Annotated in this window: 19 protein-coding genes and 1 pseudogene; 11 read left to right on the top strand and 9 right to left on the bottom strand. The window is 70.6% G+C overall.

Annotated elements, in window-relative coordinates; all coding sequences use genetic code 11:
• Positions 1–631 precede the first annotated feature (631 nt).
• Genes JKJ07_RS24485 through JKJ07_RS24475 form a run of 3 tightly spaced genes read right to left on the bottom strand, consistent with a single transcriptional unit; the run spans position 632 to position 3268 of the window.
• Positions 632–1222 carry a GIY-YIG nuclease family protein gene (locus JKJ07_RS24485; protein ID WP_236029846.1) on the bottom strand — a complete coding sequence of 197 codons (591 nt, stop codon included), beginning with the start codon at positions 1220–1222 and terminating at the stop codon, positions 632–634.
• Positions 1223–1253: 31 nt separating this feature from the next.
• Positions 1254–2810 carry an MDR family MFS transporter gene (locus JKJ07_RS24480; RefSeq protein WP_202994081.1) on the bottom strand — a complete coding sequence of 519 codons (1557 nt, stop codon included), beginning with the start codon at positions 2808–2810 and terminating at the stop codon, positions 1254–1256.
• Positions 2807–3268, bottom strand: coding sequence for a MarR family winged helix-turn-helix transcriptional regulator (locus JKJ07_RS24475; RefSeq protein WP_202994080.1), 462 nt, complete (start codon positions 3266–3268; stop codon positions 2807–2809). The genes JKJ07_RS24480 and JKJ07_RS24475 overlap by 4 nt, the downstream gene beginning before the upstream one ends.
• 107 nt (positions 3269–3375) lie before the next feature.
• Between JKJ07_RS24475 and JKJ07_RS24470 the strand changes: the two genes are divergently transcribed.
• Positions 3376–4305 carry a DUF2332 domain-containing protein gene (locus JKJ07_RS24470; protein WP_202994079.1) on the top strand — a complete coding sequence of 310 codons (930 nt, stop codon included), beginning with the start codon at positions 3376–3378 and terminating at the stop codon, positions 4303–4305.
• Here JKJ07_RS24470 and JKJ07_RS24465 read toward each other — a convergent pair.
• Positions 4302–4727 (bottom strand): MarR family winged helix-turn-helix transcriptional regulator, encoded by a 426-nt coding sequence (locus tag JKJ07_RS24465; RefSeq protein ID WP_202994078.1) that lies wholly within the window; start codon positions 4725–4727, stop codon positions 4302–4304. The two genes, JKJ07_RS24470 and JKJ07_RS24465, sit on opposite strands and share 4 nt — an antisense overlap.
• A gap of 72 nt (positions 4728–4799) precedes the next feature.
• Between JKJ07_RS24465 and JKJ07_RS24460 the strand changes: the two genes are divergently transcribed.
• Positions 4800–5240, top strand: a complete 441-nt coding sequence (locus JKJ07_RS24460) for a MarR family winged helix-turn-helix transcriptional regulator (protein ID WP_307834386.1) — start codon at positions 4800–4802, stop codon at positions 5238–5240.
• Here the strand turns inward: JKJ07_RS24460 and JKJ07_RS24455 are convergent.
• Positions 5215–6255 carry a zinc-binding dehydrogenase gene (locus JKJ07_RS24455; protein ID WP_202994077.1) on the bottom strand — a complete coding sequence of 347 codons (1041 nt, stop codon included), beginning with the start codon at positions 6253–6255 and terminating at the stop codon, positions 5215–5217. The two genes, JKJ07_RS24460 and JKJ07_RS24455, sit on opposite strands and share 26 nt — an antisense overlap.
• Before the next feature lie 135 nt (positions 6256–6390).
• Here JKJ07_RS24455 and JKJ07_RS24450 point away from each other — a divergent pair, with 135 nt between their 5' ends.
• Both JKJ07_RS24450 and JKJ07_RS24445 read left to right on the top strand, forming a co-directional pair.
• Positions 6391–7293, top strand: coding sequence for a helix-turn-helix transcriptional regulator (locus JKJ07_RS24450; protein ID WP_202994076.1), 903 nt, complete (start codon positions 6391–6393; stop codon positions 7291–7293).
• A 38-nt stretch (positions 7294–7331) separates the two neighbouring features.
• Positions 7332–8201 (top strand): SIS domain-containing protein, encoded by an 870-nt coding sequence (locus tag JKJ07_RS24445; RefSeq protein ID WP_202994075.1) that lies wholly within the window; start codon positions 7332–7334, stop codon positions 8199–8201.
• Here the strand turns inward: JKJ07_RS24445 and JKJ07_RS24440 are convergent.
• Positions 8187–8750 carry a TetR/AcrR family transcriptional regulator gene (locus JKJ07_RS24440; RefSeq protein WP_202994074.1) on the bottom strand — a complete coding sequence of 188 codons (564 nt, stop codon included), beginning with the start codon at positions 8748–8750 and terminating at the stop codon, positions 8187–8189. The two genes, JKJ07_RS24445 and JKJ07_RS24440, sit on opposite strands and share 15 nt — an antisense overlap.
• Before the next feature lie 42 nt (positions 8751–8792).
• Between JKJ07_RS24440 and JKJ07_RS24435 the strand changes: the two genes are divergently transcribed.
• From JKJ07_RS24435 to JKJ07_RS24420, 4 genes are read left to right on the top strand one after another with little or no spacing between them, the layout of a single operon-like run.
• Entirely contained in the window at positions 8793–9419 is a 627-nt protein-coding gene (locus tag JKJ07_RS24435; RefSeq protein WP_202994073.1) for a CPBP family intramembrane glutamic endopeptidase, read from the top strand.
• A gap of 51 nt (positions 9420–9470) precedes the next feature.
• Positions 9471–10829: a cellulase family glycosylhydrolase gene (locus tag JKJ07_RS24430; RefSeq protein ID WP_202994072.1), complete on the top strand. Its 1359-nt coding sequence runs from the start codon at positions 9471–9473 to the stop codon at positions 10827–10829.
• A 31-nt stretch (positions 10830–10860) separates the two neighbouring features.
• Positions 10861–11586, top strand: a complete 726-nt coding sequence (locus JKJ07_RS24425) for an esterase family protein (RefSeq protein ID WP_202994071.1) — start codon at positions 10861–10863, stop codon at positions 11584–11586.
• 31 nt (positions 11587–11617) lie between these two features.
• Positions 11618–13813 carry a putative bifunctional diguanylate cyclase/phosphodiesterase gene (locus JKJ07_RS24420; protein ID WP_202994070.1) on the top strand — a complete coding sequence of 732 codons (2196 nt, stop codon included), beginning with the start codon at positions 11618–11620 and terminating at the stop codon, positions 13811–13813.
• A gap of 27 nt (positions 13814–13840) precedes the next feature.
• On the opposite strand, the gene JKJ07_RS51820 is transcribed toward JKJ07_RS24420, so the two are convergent.
• Complete coding sequence (locus tag JKJ07_RS51820; protein WP_307834385.1) at positions 13841–14254, bottom strand: CAP domain-containing protein; 414 nt, start codon at positions 14252–14254, stop codon at positions 13841–13843.
• A 273-nt stretch (positions 14255–14527) separates the two neighbouring features.
• Here JKJ07_RS51820 and JKJ07_RS24410 point away from each other — a divergent pair, with 273 nt between their 5' ends.
• Complete coding sequence (locus tag JKJ07_RS24410) at positions 14528–15076, top strand: hypothetical protein (RefSeq protein WP_307834384.1); 549 nt, start codon at positions 14528–14530, stop codon at positions 15074–15076.
• 18 nt (positions 15077–15094) lie between these two features.
• Here JKJ07_RS24410 and JKJ07_RS24405 read toward each other — a convergent pair whose 3' ends face one another.
• Together JKJ07_RS24405 and JKJ07_RS51815 are read right to left on the bottom strand one after the other, a co-directional pair.
• Complete coding sequence (locus JKJ07_RS24405; RefSeq protein ID WP_202994068.1) at positions 15095–15751, bottom strand: response regulator; 657 nt, start codon at positions 15749–15751, stop codon at positions 15095–15097.
• Entirely contained in the window at positions 15748–16944 is a 1197-nt protein-coding gene (locus tag JKJ07_RS51815) for a sensor histidine kinase (protein WP_202994067.1), read from the bottom strand. Before JKJ07_RS51815 ends, JKJ07_RS24405 begins: the two co-directional genes overlap by 4 nt.
• Positions 16945–17109: 165 nt before the next feature.
• On the opposite strand from JKJ07_RS51815, the gene JKJ07_RS24395 reads away from it, so the two are divergent.
• Together JKJ07_RS24395 and JKJ07_RS52265 are read left to right on the top strand one after the other, a co-directional pair.
• Positions 17110–18306, top strand: a complete 1197-nt coding sequence (locus JKJ07_RS24395) for a glycosyltransferase (RefSeq protein WP_202994066.1) — start codon at positions 17110–17112, stop codon at positions 18304–18306.
• Positions 18303–18911 (top strand): annotated as a pseudogene (locus JKJ07_RS52265) (DUF998 domain-containing protein); the annotation flags it as partial. The gene JKJ07_RS24395 and the pseudogene JKJ07_RS52265, both read left to right, overlap by 4 nt.
• Positions 18912–18986 lie beyond the last annotated feature (75 nt).

Genomic DNA, 18986 nt, shown 5'->3' with positions numbered 1-18986 from the left:
AAACCGGCGACGTAAGCGGCTTTGATCGAGTCATTCTGGGCGTCAGCGAAGCCAATGAGCCGCCTGATGCAGAAGCGGACCGGGCTCTAACCACCCATCCGGAATGTCCGCATCAATTTATTTCCCTGGCGCGGCACAACGTTTCCAATGCACTCACATCGGCACATCCGGAAGCCGGCGACAGATCCTGGCTCGGTGTGCTCAGAGGTTTCTATGTCGCTTGCGCTCGTCGCACCTTTTCCGCAGTTCGTGGTCGCGGAACACCATCGACAGCAGTGCAAATGCCGTAGACCCGGGCGTAGCTCGTCCAGCCGTTGACACGGCCCCGGTTGTTGCTGATCTGCAGGCGGCCGGCCGGAGCGTTGACTGCGGAGACCAGGTGCAGGTAGGTAGTACCGGCAACACGAACCAGGACGATGTCGCCGACTTCCACCTTGGCCGGGTCGACCGGGGCGACGGTTACTAGCTGACGACTCCGAATCAGCGGGACCATCGACGAACCGGTCGGTCGAAACTCGACTGTCTGTCCGTCAGCAACTCGTCCAGCGTGCGAATCCAAGGCTCCCATCGACTGAATCATCTCGGATACGCCGCTACGAGGCGACCCAAGCTTGTGCGCCGGTGCGACCGATCAGGGTGCCGGTGCGGGATTGATCTCCGGTTGGCTGGAGGCGTTGTACGCGTTCTTGGCTGCGATCACGGCCGGCTGGACATGGTCGGGGTCGACGCCGTGGACGTTCAGCGGTGGGTGGAGGCGTGCGACGAGTTCAGTCTCGACGGAGGTTGGCTCCTCGTCTTCGGCCCAGGTCAAGCGTAGGTGCGCGTGCATCCACGTGGTCAGTCGCAGCTCGTCCTCGGGGGTCAGGACCACGCGATCGGTCCAGGTTGTCCGGTAGCTCTCGGATACGAGGAGGCCGGCCAACGTACGGCGGAGGGTGGAGCTGCCCGACCGCCTCAGGTGGTTGCGCACAATCCGGCCGCGCAGGCTCGTCGCCCGGCCGATGTAAAGCAGTCGGAATGACGGGTCGGTCTCGTTCGGTGGTCCGGGCAGGTCGGGCAGGACGGAGAGCGTCGCCCACCACGCGTAGACGCCGCTGCCCCGGCCGAGTCTCTTGACGGCGGCGTCGAGCCCGACCGGTTCGACGGACAGCAGGTGCAGGGCCTTGTCCGCCCGTGTCCAGGGCGTTGAGGCGTAGGTGGGTCGTTCTCCGGGAGCGGTCATCGAGGCCATGGTAGGCGTTCGAGGTCGAAAGTCAGGCCTCGACGTCGGTGGTGGCAGGCAGGTCGAGGCTTGTGCGGAGGGTGGCGCGGGGCAGGAAGATCGCGGCCAGCAGGCCGACCACGGCGATGGCCGCGCTGATCAGGAAGATGTGGCCGGTGGCGTCGCCGTAGGCGGCGCGGACGATGTGCTGGACCGCGTCCGGCAGGGCGGCGATGTTGAGGCTGCCGCCGGTGTCGCCGCCGGTGACCGGGACGCCCGCGGCGGTGAGGTCGTGGGTGATCTGGTCGGTGACGCGGTGGGCCAGCACGGCGCCGAGCACCGAGACGCCGATCGCGCCGCCCATCGAGCGGAAGAACGCGACAGTGGCCGAGGCGGCGCCGATGTTGCGCAGCGGCACCGTGTTCTGGACGGCCAGGACGAGGTTCTGCATGCTCGCGCCGACGCCCAGGCCGACCAGCAGCATGCCCAGGCCCACGAAGACCAGCGACGTCTCGTGGTCGATCGTGCCCAGCAGCACGAAGCCGGCGAACAGCACGATCAGGCCGCCGACGATGTAGGGCTTGATCGAGCCCGTACGGGTGATGATCCGGCCGACGATGATCGAGGACAGCAGGACGCCGGCCATCAGGGGAATTGTCAGCAGGCCGGCCTCGGTCGGGCTGTAGCCGCGGCCGATCTGGAAGTACTGGCCCAGGAAGACCGCGCCGCCGAACATGGCCATGCCGACCGCCAGGCTGGCCACGATGGACAGGGCCGTGGTGCGTTCGCGCACGATCTCGAGCGGGACGACCGGTTCGGCCGCGCGCGACTCGACCAGCACGGCCAGCGCCAGCAGGACGATCGAGCCGCCGACCATCGTGTACGTCTGCCACGACAGCCAGGCGAAGGTGCCGTCGACGAACGAGACCCAGATGAGCAGGATGCTGACCCCGGCCGCGATCAGCGCCGCGCCCAGGTAGTCGATCTTCACGTTCTCCCGGCGCTCGGTGTGCACGTGCAGGGTGAGCTGCAACAGGATGAGCGCGACGATCGCGAACGGCACGCCGACGAAGAAACACCAGCGCCAGCCCAGCCACGACGTGTCCACGATCAGGCCGCCCAGCAGTGGGCCGCCCACCGTGGCCAGGGCCATCACGCCGCCCAGGTAGCCGTTGTAGCGGCCCCGCTCGCGCGGCGGGATCATCGCGGCGATCACGACCTGGACGAGCGCCTGCAGACCGCCGACGCCGATGCCCTGGAACGCGCGAGCCGCGATCAGCTGACCCGCGGTCTGGCTGAACCCGCTGATCACCGAGCCCAGTACGAAGATGACGATGGCGATCTGGACGAGCAGCTTCTTGCTGAACAGGTCGGCCAGCTTGCCCCAGATCGGGGTGGTCGCGGTCGCGCTGAGCAGGGTCGCGGTGACCACCCAGGTGTACTGGGTCTGACTGCCCTCGAGCGCCCCGATGATCTTCGGCAGGGCGGTCGAGACGACGGTGCTGCTGAGCAGCGCGACGAAGAGCACCAGCAGCAGGCCGCTGAGGGCCTCCAGGATCTGGCGGTGGCTCATGTCCTCGGCGTTCTTGGTGATCGCGGGAGCGCTCAACGCGCCGCCTCCTGAGGTTCGAGTGCGCCGGAGAGCGCGATGATGAAAGTGCCGAGACCCAGGCTCAACCGCCGTACTTCGAGCGGCTCCCACTCGGCCAGCGCGTGCCCGAGCAGGCTGCCGAACCAGACGCGGGCGGCCTCGAGCAGGTCGTGCCCGGCCGGGGTCAGCGCCAGGGCCGACGCCCGCCGGTCGCTGCTGTCGGCACGCCGCTCGACGAGCCCCTGCCCGACCGCGGCGGCCACCGCCCGGCTGACCGTGGACGGGTCGAGCCCGGAGCGCTCGGCGAGATCTTTGGCGTGGCAGCACCGGTCGTCGCCGGTGCCGATCTCGTCGATCAGCTTGAGGATGCTGACCGTGCCGATCGGCACGTCGGGCCGCTCCCGCAGCCACTGCTGCCGCGCCTTGCGGACGAGCTGGGACAGCTCGAGGAGCTGGGCCGCCAGAACGTCTTCCATCGATGCCTGCCCGGGTCCGGTGTGTGGGTGGCCCAAGCATCCATCAATTCTGCCCATTGGGCAAGTTTGCTCGTCGCGCACTTTGAGTCGGGTGCGATCATGCCGGAATGACCACCACTGCCGACTGGTACGTCGACTTCGCCGACCGTCAGGCCCGGGGCAGCTCCCCCACCTACGAGCGCCTGTCCCGCGAGATCGCCCGCGACCCCGAACTGCTCGCCCTGCTCGACACGGTTCCCGAGCCCAAACGCCAGCCCAACCTGCTGCTCGCCGTCGTGCGCCTCCTGGGCGGCCCGCTCGGCGACTACCAGACCTTCCGCTCGTACGTCGTCACGCGCTGGCCGGCCGTCGAGCCCGAACTGCGCCGCCGGGCCACCCAGACCAACGAGATCGGCCGCTCGGCGCTGCTGCTGCCCGTGCTCTCCGAGCTCCCCCAGCCCCTGGCCCTGCTCGAGGTGGGCGCGTCGGCCGGTCTCAACCTCTACCCCGACCGCTACTCGTACGACTACGACGGCACCCGGCTCGGCACCTCCGGCCCGGTCCTCTCCTGCCACCTCACCGGCCGTACGCCCCCGGCCGCGCTGCCGACGGTCGCGTGGCGGGCCGGCCTGGACCTCAACCCGCTCGACATCACGGCCCCCGACGACCGCGCGTGGCTGGAGGCCCTGATCTGGCCCGAACACGACCACCGACGCGACCGCCTGCAGGCCGCCGCCACGATCGCCGCCGCCGACCCGCCCCGCCTGATCCGCGGCGACCTGGTCGACGACCTGCCCGCCCTGGCCGCGGAGGCGCCCACCGACGCCACCCTGGTCGTCTTCCACACGTCCGTGCTCTATCAGGTGCCGGCCGAGCGACGGGCCGCCTTCATCGCCCTGACCAAGACGCTGCCCGGCCACTGGCTGGCCGCCGAGGACCCGGAGGTCACCGGCCACCCCGACCGCCCCGCCGACGGCCTGCACAAGAACGTCCTCAGCCTGGACGGCCACCCCCTGGCCTGGGCCGACGGCCACGGCCGCAGCATGTCCTGGTTCTAGAGCGCGGCGCCGGCCCGGGTCAGCACGGCGCTGAGGACTCGGGCCGTGGTCTCGCGGTCGGCGGTGGGCAGGTCGCCCCACAGAGACTCCGTGATGCGGCTCGTGGCGGCCCGCACCGACTTCCACACCTCCAGGCCGCGGTCGGTCGGCGCCACCGTGAGGTCGGCGGTGGTGACGACCAGACCGGCCCCGGCCAGGGCGACGAGGTGCTCGCGGGCCACCGGCTCGGCCACGCGCAGGGCCTCGGCGACGCGGGCGGCCAGGGAAGCCGGCGGCAGCGTGCCCTCCGCCAGCACGGCCAGGGTCAGGGCGACCCATTGCGGCTCGGTCAGCCCGGTGCCGGCCAGCTCGCGGTCGAGCAGGGCGTTGAGGGCCTTCTCGGTGCGCCCGATGAGCTGCGGCCCGAACGGAATTGCGGTCATGACACGCTCCTATCGTTAGTCACACTAACGCTAATTAGTTAGTCCGACTAACGCAAGTGCTAGGCTGCGGCCGTGGAGAACATCGGGGCCGAGCGGCTGCGCACCCTGCGCACCCGGCTGCTGTCGATGGCGGCGACGCGGTCCGACCGGCGGGTCACCGAGGAGCTGGCCCGCGCCGACGCCCGCAAGTGGCACTACGCGGTGCTGGCCACGCTGGCCGAGCTCGGCCCGGCCAGTCAGGCCCAGCTCAGCGAGCGCACCGGCATCTACCGCAGCGACCTGGTCGCCGTCATCACCGAGCTCACCGAGCGCGACCAGGTCACCCGCGCCCCCGACCCGGCCGACCGGCGCCGCAACCTGATCGAGCTCACCGCGGCCGGCCGCCGCCAGCTGCGCCGCCTCGACCAGATCCTGGCCGCCGTGGACGACGAGATCTTCGCGCCGCTGAGCGCGGAGCAGCGGGAGCAGCTGTCCGCCCTCCTGACGCTCATGCTGGACGCACCAGCACCTTGAGGCTCTCCCGGTCGGCCATCCGCCGATAGCCGGCCGGCACTCCGGCCAGATCCGTGCTCACGTCGAACACCCGCCCGGGGTTCACCGTCCCGGCCAGCACGTCGGGCAGCAGGTCGGCCATGTAGGCACGCGTCGGCGCGGCCCCACCGGTGAGCCGGACGTTGCGGAAGAACAGGCTGCCCAGGCCGACGGGCGCCTCCTCGTACTGCGGCACGCCGACCCGGCTGATCGTGCCGCCGTTGCGGACGGCGCCGACGGCCTGGTCGTAGGCCGCGCGGGTGCCGACCGCCTCGATGACGACCGAGGTGCCGTGCCCGGCGGTGAGCTCCCGCACCGCGGCGACGCCCTCGTCTCCGCGGGCCGCCACCACGTCGGTCGCCCCGAACTCGCGGCCGAGGTCGGTGCGGGACCGGTGCCGGCCCATCAGCACGATCCGCTCGGCCCCTAGCCGCCTCGCGGCCAGCACCGCCAGGAGCCCGACCGCGCCGTCGCCGATCACCGTGACGCTCGACCCGGGCGCGACCCCACCCCGTACGGCGGCGTGGTGTCCCGTGCCGAACACGTCCGACAGTGTGAGCAGCGAGGGGACGAGCGCCGAGTCGGCCGCGACGGGCAGCTTGACCAGCGTGCCGTCGGCGTACGGGACCCTGATGGCCTCGGCCTGGGCGCCCTCCGCGTCGCCGAACCCCCACATGCCGCCGTGGGTGCAGGAGGTGGTCAGGCCCTCCCGGCAGTATTCGCAGATGCCGTCGCTGAACACCCAGGGCGCCACGACCAGGTCGCCCTTGCGCACACTGGTCACCTCGGCCCCGATCTCGTCGACCACGCCGACGAACTCGTGGCCCATCCGGGCCGGGGCGCCACCGGCCGGGTGCGACCCGTACGGCCACAGGTCGGACCCGCAGATGCAGGCGGCGGTCACGCGGACCACGGCATCGGTGGGCTCGACGACGCGGGAGTCGGGGACCTCCTCGATCCGCACGTCGCCGACGCCGTACAGCAGGGTTGCACGCATTCTGTCTCACTCCTGGAACTGGGGAATCTCGTGCTACTTAGGCAAGACCCTCGCCGCGGGCGGTGGCAGCATCGGTTCATCGGGGGGAGAGACGCCACCCCCTTACCGCGTCGATCTCGACGTACGGTGGTCGGCGTGAACAACCGCGCCGCCGTCCGTGACTTCCTGATCAGCCGCCGCGCCCGCGTCACTCCCGCCCAAGCCGGGCTGCCCACCAGTGGCCGGCGGCGGGTGCCCGGCCTGCGCCGCGAGGAGGTCGCCGTGCTGGCCGGGGTGAGCACGGAGTGGTACACCCGGCTCGAGAAGGGCCACATCCGCGACGTCTCGTACGACGTGCTCGACGCGGTCGCCCGGACGCTGCGCCTCGACGACGAGGAACGGCTGTACCTCTTCGACCTGGCCCGCGCGGCCCGCGCCGAGACGCCGGACGGCACCAGCCAGGACTGCCGGAGCGTGGCCGCGGCCGACGTGGAGCTGCCGCCGACCGTGCAATGGCTGCTCGACAGCATGACCCTCTCCAGCGCCACGGTGACCAATCGGCGCCTCGATGTGCTCGCGATCAACCCGCTCGGCCGCGCGCTCTACTCCCCCATGTTCGACAGCCCGGCGAGCGGCGAGCCCAACCACCCCAACCTCGCCCGCTACCACTTCCTCTGCCCGAGCGCCCGCGACTTCTACGGCGACTGGGACGTGACGGCCGACGTGCTGGTCGGGCTCCTGCGTACGGAGGCCGGCCGCGCCCACTGCGACGACGTCCTGCACGGCCTGGTGGCGGAGTTGTCCGACGCCAGCGCCGAGTTCCGCGCCCGCTGGGCGAAGCACCACATCGTCATCCACAACCGCGGCACGAAGCTGTTCCGGCACCCGTTCGCCGGGCCGCTCACGCTGGCGTACCACTCGATGCTGCTGCCGATCTCGGTGCAGGAGGCACAGATGACGACCCTGTGCACAGCCGAACCCGGCTCGCCCGACGAGGACCGCCTGCGCATGCTGGCCAGCTGGTCGGCCCCGTCCTCCCCCACCCCGGCGATCTCGTGACCACGCAGCTCGAGCGGATGATCGCCGCGCAGCCCGAGGTGATCGAGGGGCTGGCCGTGTCGGGGGCGGCCACGGAGGCGCGAGCTCGGCTGGCCGGAGCACGGCGGGTCTGGCTGATCGGCACCGGAACGAGCCTGCACGCGGCGGAACTGGGCGCCGCGGAACTGACTCGTACGGGCGTCGACGCGCGGTGGATCGCTTCCAACGGGTTCGAGCGCGAACTCCTGCGGGACGGTGACGCGGCCGTCGTGATCACGCACACCGGTCATACCGAGTACGCGCGGCGCAGTCGCTCTCTGCTTCTGGAGGCCGGAGTCCCGCTCGTATCGATCACCGGCCCTGACGTGGACTGGCCAGAGGCCGTGCGGACGCCGATCGCCGAGACTTCAGAAACGTATACGGTCAGCTACACGGCCGCTTTGGTCGTTCTGGCGCAGCTGGCCGGGGCCACCGCCGAATCCATCCAGACAGTCGCCGCAGCCCTTGATGCCGAAGACAATGACGTGCCGATGCCGGCGCGGGCCATGGCAATCGTCGGGCCGGGACCATGGTCGGTCACGGCCCGCGAGGGCGCGCTGAAGATCCGCGAGGGCGCGCGAATTCTCTGCGAGGGCTTCGATCCCGATCGGTTGCTGCACGGCGGCGCCGTTCCGTACACGTCGGCCGACACGCTCCTCGTCCTGCAACCGGACGAACTCACCAACGGCATCCGCCACGCCGCCCGCCTGGAACGCATGGCGGTGACAACGTGGACCAGCAAGGTCAGGACCGGGTCGCCGCTGCTCGACCAGATCCCGATGACCGTACGGCTGCAACGGTTGGCTCTGCGCTTCGCCCGGCTCCGCGGTCAGAACGCCGACGTGGCCATCACCGGCGCCTGGGCCGACCCCGAGCTATGGCCCAACTAGCCGGGTAGTCACGTCGGCAAGCTCGGCCGCCGACACGGCTCGGCCCTCCACGGCGTGGCTGAGCACCCCGTCGGCGACGATTCCCAGCCACGTGGCCAGCCGATCGGGCGTCCAGTCGGCCCGCACGACCCCCTGTCCCTGACCGGCTCCGATGACCGACGTGAGCACGTCGTGGGTCAGTGTGGCCTCCGCTGAGAGCAACGCCGTGACCGAGGGGTTGCCGGGGACGCTGCCGAGCACCGAGACGAAGCCGGCCAGGTCCTCGTCGGCTGCCTCGGAGAGGACGTGGTCGCGCCACACGGCGAGCGCGGCCAGGGCGTCCGACTCTCCGACCGTACGGATGTGGTCGAACGCCGCTCGGGTCTGGGCGAACGCGTCCTCGAGGACGGCGACGAGCACTGCGGCCTTGGTCGGGAAGTGATGGAAGAACGTGCCCGACGAGACGCCGGCCTCGCGGCAGATCTGGGCGGTGCTCGTGCGCTCGTAGCCGTTGCGCGCCATGCACCGGTAGGCGGCCGACACGATCGCGGCCCGCCGGGGGTTCGTCATGGCCACTAGAGTAGCCACTCTAGAGTACGTACTCTAGTCGCCATGCGGCTGTACGTGAGTCTGGTCCTGGGCGCGTTCGTGATCTCGTTTCGCGGGCCGCCGGTCGACGCGTTGCCCGGACCGCTGGCCGGCGACCCGTGGAAGTGGCTGGCCGCCCTCGCCCTGGTGGCAATCGTTCTCGGCGTCGAGCGGAAAGGCCTCGGCTCCCTGCTGCTGCGCCGGCCGTCGAAAAAGGATCTGGAGTGGGTCCTCTACGCGTTCGGGATCGTCATGACCTGGTCGTGGGTCATGAGCCTGCTCGCCCCGCAGGACGACAACGACGGCATCGACACGATCACCAGCCTCGGCATCCTGGGTGTCAGCGCCCTGATCGTCACCGCCGCCGTGACCGAGGAGGTCATCTATCGCGGCTTCCTGGCCGAGCGGCTCGGCACCGCCCTCCGATCACGATTGATCGGCGCTGCCCTGAGCGTGGTCGTCTTCGCGATCCCCCACGTGGTCTTCTTCGGGCCGTCCTGGTTGCTGCACCAACTTCCCGGCACCTTGGCGCTCGCTGCCATCGCCCTCTGCCGCCGCAATCTGCCCGCCGCGATGCTGCTTCACCTGCTGATCAACCTGCCGATTCTGATCCCCACGACATTGATGGTCATCAAGACTGGACACGGATAGTAAAACTAACTAATAATCGTCCTCCCCCGATATCCCCAGTGGAGGACGTCAATGCGCCGCTCCAGAAGACTGTTCCTGTCCGTCGCCACCGCGGTCGTCGCCGCGGGCATGGCCCTCTATGCCGTCACCCCGGCCAGCGCTGCCGCCACCACCGCCACGTTCGCCAAGGTCTCCGACTGGGGATCCGGCTGGCAGGGCGAATACACGATCACCAACGGCGGCAGCACCGCGCTGAACAGCTGGAAAGTCGAGTTCTCGTTGCCGTCCGGCACGAGCGCCGGCTCGTACTGGGACGCGCTGCTCACCACGAGCGGGCAGCGTTACACGTTCACCAACCGCGAGTACAACGGCCGGATCGCGGCCGGCCAGTCGGTCAAGTTCGGCTTCGTCGGCACCGGTTCGGGCGCTCCGACCGGTTGCTTGCTCAACGGAGTGTCCTGTAATGGAACAGTGACGCCACCGACAACGCCATCCGGGACCACCCCGGTGGCCAAGAACGGTCAGCTCAAGGTCTGCGGCCGGCAACTGTGCAACGCGCAGGGCAAGGCCATCCAGCTGCGCGGCATGAGCACGCACGGCCTGCAGTGGTATGCGAACTGCGTCAACGACGCCTCGCTCAACGTCTTGGCCAACGAGTGGAACGCCGACGTCCTGCGGATCTCGATGTACATCCAGGAGGGTGGCTACGAGACCGACCCGGCCGGCTACACGGCCAAGGTCAACGACCTCATCGAGAAGGCCACCGCCCGCGGCCTGTACGCGATCGTCGACTGGCACATGCTCTCGCCGGGCGACCCCAACTTCAACCTGGCCCGGGCCAAGACGTTCTTCCAGCAGATCGCGTCGCGGCACAAGGACAAGACCAACATCCTGTACGAGATCGCGAACGAGCCGAGCGAGGTGCACTGGTCGGCCATCAAGTCGTACGCGGATCAGCTCATCCCGGTCATCCGGGCGCAGGACCCGGACGGCGTGGTGCTGGTCGGCACCGAGGACTGGTCGTCGCTGGGCGCCTCGGGCGACGGTCAGGGCGTGGCGCGCATCCAGGCCAGCCCGGTCAACGCCACGAACATCATGTACACGTTCCACTTCTACGCGGCCTCGCACGACGACTACTACCTGAACACGTTCCGGGACGCGATCGCCAAGCTGCCCATGTTCGTCACCGAGTTCGGCACCCAGCAGGCCTCGGGCGACGGTGGCAACAACTTCGCCATGGCCCAGCGCTACCTCGACCTGATGCAGCAGCACAAGGTCAGCTGGGTCAACTGGAACTACTCCGACGACATGCGTTCCGGCGCGGTCTTCACCCAGGGCACCTGCAACGCCGGGTCCTACTCGGGCACGGCCCGCCTGAAGGAGGCCGGTGTCTGGATCCGCGACCGGATCCGTACCGCCGACGACTTCTAAGCGGGCGCCGATGACGGCAGACTGATCGTTCATGCGCCACTACTCGGTTCACCTTGACCATGGCACCGTCGCCGTCTACGGGCATTGGGGAAGGCCGCTGCTGGTCTTCCCGACCGAGAAGGGCGACGCCTGGGAGTGGGCGAACAACGGGATGGTGGGCGAGGTCGACAGCCTGATCGAGGCCGGCCGGGTGAAGCTGTACTGCGTCGACTCGTTCGACGCGGGCACCTGGTCGGCCCATCACCTGCCGCTCGAGGAACGGGCGCGCAACCACGCCGCGTACGAGTCGTGGATCCTCGACCAGGTCGTCCCGCACATCAGGGCCGACAGCGGCCACGCGGCCGAGATCGCGACGGCCGGGTGCTCGCTGGGCGCCTATCACGCCCTCAACTTCGCGTTCCGCCGCGCCGACCTGTTCCCGCTGGCGCTGTGCTTCTCGGGCAACTACGACCCCGGTACGTGGAACGCCTGGGGCGAGCGGGGCGACGCCGTCTACTTCAACAACCCCACCGACTACGTGGCCCACCTGCACGGCGACCACCTCGACTGGCTGCGCGAACAGCTGTCGATCCTGCTCGTCTGCGGTCAAGGTCAATGGGAGGACACGACGGGCGCCCTGGCCTCGACGCCGCGCCTGGCCGCGCTGCTGCGCGACAAGGGCATCCGCCACGAGCTCGACATGTGGGGAACGGACACGCCCCACGACTGGCCCGCGTGGCACGCCCAGTTGATCAAGCACCTGCCGCGCTTCTGCTAAGCCCGCCCGGGAAAGCGCCGACTGGGCAGGCATGCGGGTGATCTTCGCCCTCCGCGTGGGCGCGGTCGTGCTCACCGTCCTGTTCGCGGGCCTGCAACCGCTGGGCGACGTGCCGCTGTGGGCCGAGGCGGTGACGCTGAACGGTGTCTACCTGTGCGCGACTGCGCTCGTGGTGGCGCGGGCCGTGCTCGTGCGCCCGCACCGGGTCGTGTGGGCGCTGATCGGCGCCGGGCTGTGCTTCTACACGGCCGCGACGGCGTACACGTGGAGCGAGCAGTGGCAAGGTGACGTGCTGCCGTATCCGTCGCTCGCCGACGCGGGATGGCTGAGTTTCTATCCCCTCGCGTACTGCGGGATTCTGGGTTTCTTCGGTCGCCGCTGGCCGTCGCGGCGGCTCCTGCTGGACGGGGCGATCGCCGGGCTGGGTGGGGCCGCGCTGTTCTCGGTCCTGGTGGTCGACATTCTGCTCGGCAGCTTGAGCGGGTCAGGACTCGCCCAGTTCGTGACCCTGTGCTACCCGCTCGGCGACTCGTTGCTGCTGGGGACCCTGGTGTGTCAGGTGACCGCGGGGCAGGCGGCCGCGCGGCGCAACCCCGTGCTGATCGCCGGCGTCGCCATGTTCGTGGTCGCCGACACCAGCTACGTCGTGCTCTCGGCCAAGGGCCTCTACTCGTCCGGCGGCGCCGCCAACCTGCTCTACCTGACCGGGCTCACCCTGATCGGCATCTCGGCCTGGCACCGGCTCGACACCCCTACGGCCGTACGGGCCTCGCCGGCTCGGATGGCCGTGCCGATCTCGTTCGCGGTCGGCGCACTGGTGCTCCTGACCGTGGCCACCCGCGTCCGCCTGTCGTCGCTCACGGTGGCCCTGGCCGGGGCCACGCTCGTGCTCGTCGTCGGGCGCGTCTTCGAGGCGCTGCGCGAGCTCGAGTCGATCGGCCGCGAACGCCACAGCGAGGCCCGCCGCGACCCGCTGACCGGCCTGGCCAACCGCCGCGCCGTCCACGAGCACATCGATCAACTGCTCTCCCGTACGCGACCCCGCCCGATCGCCATGCTCCTGCTCGACCTCGACAAGTTCAAGGAGGTCAACGACTCGTACGGGCATCCGGCGGGCGATCAGCTGCTGCAGCTCGCCTCGGGCCGGCTCAAGCAGGTGACCCGGCAGTCCGACCTGCTCGGCCGGCTCGGCGGCGACGAGTTCGTGCTGGTCATGTCGGGCGAGTCGCTCACCGCCGACGAGGCCGACCGGCTGGCCGCCCGGATCCGGGCCGAACTGCTCAAGCCGTTCCTGATCGACGGCGTGCAGATCACCATCGACGTCAGCATCGGCATCGCCCACGACGGCGGGGAGGACGCCGACTCGCTGTTCCAGCACGCCGACATCGCCATGTACAACGCCAAGCGGGCCGGCGGCGGGCACGTCGTCTATCGCCGCAACGACGACCAGGAGTCGCGGCTGCGCCTCGAGCTGACCACGGCGCTGAGGCGCGACGTGGCCACCGCGGCGATGATCCTGCACTACCAGCCCAAGCTCGACCTGCGTACGGGGGTCATCAGGGGTTTCGAGGCCCTGGTGCGGTGGCAGCACCCCGAGCGGGGGCTGCTCATGCCTGACGTGTTCCTGCCGATCGCCGAGCAGAACGGCCTGATGTCGGCGCTCACCCAGAACGTGCTGTCGCAGGCGATCCGCGAGTGCGCCCGGTGGCACGCCGAGGGCAACCGGGTGTCCGTGGCGGTCAACGCCTCCGCCACCGACCTGCGCTTCGAGTGCTTCCCGCAGCAGATCCTCGACCTGCTCGACGCGCACGACCTGCCGGCCAAGGCGCTCACCGTCGAGATCACCGAGACGATGATGCTGACCGACTGGGCCACCACCGACCGGGTGCTCGACCGGCTCACCTCGATGGGCGTCCGCGTCTCGATCGACGACTACGGCACCCACCACTCGACGCTGTCCTACCTGCGCCGCCTGCACACCGCGGCCGAGCTCAAGCTGGACCGCTCGTTCATCGCCGACATGCTGACCGCGCCCCGGTCGGCCGCGATCGTCCGCTCGACGATCGACCTCGCGCACGACCTGGGCATCACGGTCGTGGCCGAGGGCGTGGAGGACGCCGAGACCCTGGACACGCTGCGCGAATGGGGCTGCGACCAGGCGCAGGGCTACCACATCGGCCGCCCCGCACCCATCGCCGCATTGAAGCCTCAGTTCGCGAAGTCCTGAGCCTTTCGTTCGCGAAGTCCCGAGCCTTTAGTTCGCGAAGTCCTGAGTCAGCCAGACCCGGCCGTCGCCGCCGCGGGTAACGGCCAGGCCGATCCGGGTGAAGCCGGGGTTGAGCAGGTTCTTGCGGTGGCCGTCGCCGGGCGGCGTCTCGGCCAGCATGAGGTCGGTCAGCCCGTTCGCGGCGGCCAGGATCGAGGCCGCGCTGTTCGAGGCGTTGCCCTGCCCGACGTTCTCGCCCGCCGCGTTCCACCGGACGCCGGCCGCGGTGAAGCGCTCGCCCAGCCCCTGCTCGCCCGGGCACTGGTGCGAGAGGCCACAGCCGCCGGCCATCAGCGCGGTGTGCGCCTCGGCCGCCCGGGTCAGGTTCGCGTCGAGCACGTACGGGGTCAGGTTGTTCGCGCCGCGGGCGGCGTTGATGTGGGCCAGCGCCTGATCGATCACGGAGTCTCCGGCGGGCGGGGTGGTCGGCGGCGTCGTGGGCGGGGTGGTCGGCGGTGGAACCGTCGTGGGAGCCACTGTAGTGAGGGCTGTCGTGGGCGCTGTGGTCGTCGGGGCCGTGCGGTCCTTCACATCGACGAACAGCGCGCCGGTGGGAACGCCGCACGCGACTCTGCGCCCCCTCGCTCCCCGTCGCACCCTTTCCGAGGAAAACTTAAAGATCGGCGCCCCGGCCATCCGCGCCCCGAATGCCCGGTTCGCCGATAGTCTGACCTCGTGCACTTGATCGTCGAGGTGGGTAGCCAGCTCGATCCGGATGTCGCGTGGCCCGAGGGGGCGGCGCTGACGATGTTCGCCGGTGAGCCCGTGCAGCTGATGCTCTTCCTGAGCCACCCGCACGAGCTGGAGGTGCAGGCCGTCGCGGCCGCGCCGACCCAGTTCGCGTGGGTCGACAGCGAGCACGCGGGCGTGCTGCTCTATCGGCTGGGCCCGGTGCTCTCGTGGTCCGAGGCGACCTACACCCCGCATCTGTTCGAGCCGGACGAGGGCCTGCCCAGCGTCGACGACGACGCAGTGGTGCAGATCGTGCTGGTCGACCGGGACACCAACGTCGTCAAGGCGCTGCACCGGGTGCGCTGGCCGGAGGAGTTCGCCGCGGCCGTGCGTGCCTCGGTCACGCGCATGCGGGACACGCCGTACAGCCCGCTGGCGTACGAGCACGCCTTGGCGGCCCTGCATCGGCGCTATCCGTCGCCCGAGGACATGGTGGTCGACCGGGCCGACGCCCACTGCGTGGCCGAACCGGTCAACGGCGGTCTGGGCTGACCACAGCGTTCTCGCCCCTCAGCGGCGGCCCGGGCTGACCAGCCCGTTCTCGTAGCCGAAGACCACAGCGTGCACGCGGTCGCGCAGCTTGAGCTTGTGCAGGATGCGGCTCACGTGGGTCTTGATGGTCTGCTCGGCGATGAACAGCTCCTTGGCGATCTCGGCGTTGGACATGCCCATCGCCACGTGCCGCAGCACCTCGCGTTCCCGGTCGGTCAGCGCGTTGAGCGCCGTCGTGGGGGCCGTGGGCTGGGTCTCGACGAAGTTCTCGATCAGCCGGCGGGTGATCCGCGGGGACAGCAGGGCCTCGCTGCCCGCCACGACCCGCACGGCCCGCATCAGCTCCTCGGGATCGCTGTCCTTGAGCAGGAACCCGCTGGCGCCGGCCCGCAGCGCCTCGTAGACGTAGTCGTCGATGTCGAACGTGGTCAGCATCAGCACCCGCGGGGTGTCCCCGCCCGCGCCGAGGATCTCGCGGGTGGCGGCCAGCCCGTCCAGCTCGGGCATGCGCACGTCCATCAGCACCACGTCGGGCCGCAGGCTGCGGGTGCGCTCGATCGCCACCCGCCCGTTCTCGGCCTCGCCGACCACCGACAGGTCGGGCTGCGAGTCGAGGATCGCGTGGATCCCCGCGCGGATCATCGGCTGGTCGTCGACGACGAGAACCCGGATCATGAAGTGCCTTCCTCCATCGGAAACTCCGCGACGACTCGGTAGCCGCCCTCGGGACGTGGGCCGGTGGTCACCGAACCGCCGGCCAGCCGGGCCCTTTCCCGCATGCCGACCAGGCCGTGGCTCGCGCCGTGGCCGTCCTCGATCGGCCGCGGCGGCTGGGTGGGCCGGTCGTTCTCGACGACGACCTTGAGTGTGCCCTCGTCGGCCGTCACCAGCACGCGGGCCGACGCTCCTGGGGCGTGCCGCACGACGTTGCTCAGCGATTCCTGCACGATCCGGTACGCGGCCAGCCCCACCGTATCGGGCAGGTCGGCCGCTTTCAGGTCGTCCGCCACGTGCAGCTCGACCGAGATGCCGCCGTGCCGGGCCGAACCGGCCAGCTCCTCGAGGTGTTCCAGGTCGGGCATCGGGCGCAGCTCGCGTTCGGCGTCCTCGTCGCGCAGCAGGGCCAGCAGCTGCCGCATCTCGCGCAGCGCGCCCCGGGTGCCGCCGGCGATGCGGCCGAACTCCTCGCGCGCCTCCGGGTGCAGGTTCTTGATCCGGTACGCCGCCGAGGTGGCCTGCATGTGGATGACCGACATGCTGTGAGCCACCACGTCGTGCAGCTCGCGGGCGATCCGGTTGCGCTCCTCGACCAGGGCCCGCTGCGCCTGCTCGAGCTCGACGTCCCGCTGGGCCTCGGCCAGCTGGCGCCGCGCGGCCTCCCGCTGGCTCCACGCGATCATGCCGAACAGCACCAGCACGGACGTGGTGGCGTACAGGGTCAGGGAAACGTCGCCGTCCTCGAGCTCGCGGCCGCGGGGGTCGGCCAGCGTGAGCGCGATGGCGCCCAGCGCGCTGACCCACCAGGCCACCACGGCGTCGCGCCAGGGCCGGGTCGCCCCGATCAGGCCGATGTGCGCGACCAGCAGCAGCATCACCGGCAACGGCAGCGGCCACAGCCCGTCGGAGGGTGGTTGCACCCAGGCGAACAGGGCGACGCCGGCCAGCTGCAGCGCGAGGGCGAGCCAGGTCTGTCGCAAGGCGAGCGGCAGGGCCACGCATTGGGCGGTGGCCGCGGCGTACGAGACCAGCAGCGGCACGTCGTAGATCGACGTCATCAGCAGCGAGGTGACGACCAGCAGGAAACCGGCGGCGGCGCCCACGACGAGCACCCACATCCGCCGTACGGGTTCCGCCCGCGTCACGTCCACCTTGCGACCGTACCTACTTGATCTTGCGATTGGCGTCCCGCCCGCGAGCCATCCGACCCCCTACCACGGAGCTACCCGGAACGGCTCCGCGGACGGACGCCGGGTGCGGAGCCTTCCCCGGATCGTTCTCGGCAACGGAAAACCACTCCAGGAAGGCACCACATCATGCGCATCCTCATCGGCGCCGACACCTACGCGCCCCACGTCAACGGAGCGTCGTACTTCGCCCAGCGCCTGGCCGTCGCGCTCAGCGCCCGCCACGAGGTGCACGTGGCCGCGCCCTCGACCCGCGCCCGCAGCTTCACCGGCATGACCCGCGAGGGCATCGTCGAGCATCGGGTCCGGTCGCTTGCCGTCCCCGGGCACCCGGGCTTCCGGTTCTGCCCGCCGGTCGGGCTGCGGGCCGAGGCGCGCCGCATCCTCGACGAGGTCAAGCCGGACGTCGTGCACGTGCAGAGCCACTTCCCGCTGTGCCGGGCCCTGATCGACGCGGCGAACGAGCGGGGCGTGCTGGTCATCGCGACCAACCACTTCATGCCCGAGAACCTGACGCACTACCTGCCGATCGGCGCCGGCGGCCGCGGCGTGGTGCACGAATGGGCGTGGCGGGACGCGGCCCGCGTGTTCACCAAGGCCGACGTGGTCACGGCCCCGACCCCGTACGCCGCCGCGCTGGCCACCGTGGCCGGGGTGCCCGGTCCGGTGCTCCCGCTGTCCAACGGCATCGACCTGACCCGGTTCCGCGAGCAGGCCACGGCGGGCGAGTTCCGGCTGCGCTACGGCGTTCCGCACAAGCCCACCATCACGTACGTCGGCCGCCTCGACGCCGAGAAGAACCTCGACGTCGTGATCCGCGCCTTCGCGGCCGTGCGCCGCAGCCTCGACGCGCACCTGCTGATCGTCGGGGCCGGCGCCGAGCGGCGATCGCTCACCCTGCTGGCCGCCGAGCGCGGCGTCAGCGAGCACGTGACGTTCACCGGGTTCGTGGCCGACTCGGACCTGCCTTCCGCGTACGCCGCCACGACGGTCTTCGTCAACGCCGGCACCGCCGAGCTGCAGAGCCTGGTCACGCTGGAGGCGATGGCGAGCGGGCGCCCGGTCGTGGGGGCCGACGCCGCGGCGCTGCCGCACCTGGTGGTGAACGACGAGACCGGCTACCTGTTCCCGCCCGGCGACAACGACGCGCTGGCCGATCGGCTGGTCACGCTGCTCTGCAACCCCGCTTTGGCCGAGAAACTGGGGCGGCGGGCCCGGGCCGTGGCCGAGCAGCACGACGAGGTGCGCACGGTGGCGGCGTTCGAGCAGCTGTACGCGATCCGTCCGGCGCGGGAGGCGGCGGTGCCCGAGGCGGTCGCGGCATGACCGACCGGCACCGCCGCGCGCGGCCGGCCGATCGTGGGGCCGGCCGGCCCAGCGTTGTGCGGCCGGCCGGTCGTGGGGCCGGCTGGTCCAGCGTTGCGCGGCCCGCCCTGGCGGTGTCCGCGGTCGCCGGGGCCGGCCTTCTGGTCGCCGGCGACGTGGACCCGTGGCACGAGATGGTCAGCAATGCGATCCGCACCGTGCCGGGGGCGATCCTGCTTACGATGGCGACGTGCGGGCTGGCGGTGGCCGGGTTGGGGCTGATGGCTGGCGCCCGCCGCATGCTGCCGCGCTCGCGAGCGCTGACCGTGCTGCTGTCGGTGTGGTGCGTGGCGCTGGTGGCGGTGGCGTTCTTCCCGACGAACCTGCCGGGCACCGATCCGGGCGTCTCGGCGGTCGTGCACCGCTACGGGGCCGCGATCATGGCGATCCTGCCCCCGGTGTTCGCGCTGCTGCTGGCCCGGCTGGCGGCGACGCCCCGGGCCCGGCACCTGCGGACGGCGGGGCTGGCCACGCTGGCGGCCTGCCTCGCGTTCGGGGCCTCGCACATCGCGGACCTGATGCCATACGGGGGGCTCTTTGAACGGATTTTGCTCGCGCTGATCCTGGTGGTGGTCGGGCTGTCGATCAGAGTCGTGGCCTCAGCGGACGCGGGTCGCTCAACGCTCGCGGACCCGGGTCGT

It is taken from the genome of Paractinoplanes lichenicola (genome assembly GCF_016785085.1).
Taxonomy (GTDB): domain Bacteria; phylum Actinomycetota; class Actinomycetes; order Mycobacteriales; family Micromonosporaceae; genus Actinoplanes; species Actinoplanes lichenicola.
Note: the sequence above shows the minus strand (reverse complement) of the source record. Positions and strands in the feature narration are given on the sequence as shown.

What these genes read in the sequence shown, in the direction of transcription:
- JKJ07_RS24485 (WP_236029846.1), bottom strand. Translation starts at nt 1,222, where the DNA reads ATGACCGCTCCCGGAGAACGACCCACCTACGCCTCAACGCCCTGGACA.
- JKJ07_RS24405 (WP_202994068.1), bottom strand. Translation starts at nt 15,751, where the DNA reads ATGATCCGGGTTCTCGTCGTCGACGACCAGCCGATGATCCGCGCGGGG.
- JKJ07_RS24435 (WP_202994073.1), top strand. Translation starts at nt 8,793, where the DNA reads ATGCGGCTGTACGTGAGTCTGGTCCTGGGCGCGTTCGTGATCTCGTTT.
- JKJ07_RS24475 (WP_202994080.1), bottom strand. Translation starts at nt 3,268, where the DNA reads ATGGAAGACGTTCTGGCGGCCCAGCTCCTCGAGCTGTCCCAGCTCGTC.
- JKJ07_RS24465 (WP_202994078.1), bottom strand. Translation starts at nt 4,727, where the DNA reads ATGACCGCAATTCCGTTCGGGCCGCAGCTCATCGGGCGCACCGAGAAG.
- JKJ07_RS24470 (WP_202994079.1), top strand. Translation starts at nt 3,376, where the DNA reads ATGACCACCACTGCCGACTGGTACGTCGACTTCGCCGACCGTCAGGCC.
- JKJ07_RS24395 (WP_202994066.1), top strand. Translation starts at nt 17,110, where the DNA reads ATGCGCATCCTCATCGGCGCCGACACCTACGCGCCCCACGTCAACGGA.
- JKJ07_RS24440 (WP_202994074.1), bottom strand. Translation starts at nt 8,750, where the DNA reads ATGACGAACCCCCGGCGGGCCGCGATCGTGTCGGCCGCCTACCGGTGC.
- JKJ07_RS24425 (WP_202994071.1), top strand. Translation starts at nt 10,861, where the DNA reads ATGCGCCACTACTCGGTTCACCTTGACCATGGCACCGTCGCCGTCTAC.
- JKJ07_RS24455 (WP_202994077.1), bottom strand. Translation starts at nt 6,255, where the DNA reads ATGCGTGCAACCCTGCTGTACGGCGTCGGCGACGTGCGGATCGAGGAG.
- JKJ07_RS24420 (WP_202994070.1), top strand. Translation starts at nt 11,618, where the DNA reads ATGCGGGTGATCTTCGCCCTCCGCGTGGGCGCGGTCGTGCTCACCGTC.
- JKJ07_RS24430 (WP_202994072.1), top strand. Translation starts at nt 9,471, where the DNA reads ATGCGCCGCTCCAGAAGACTGTTCCTGTCCGTCGCCACCGCGGTCGTC.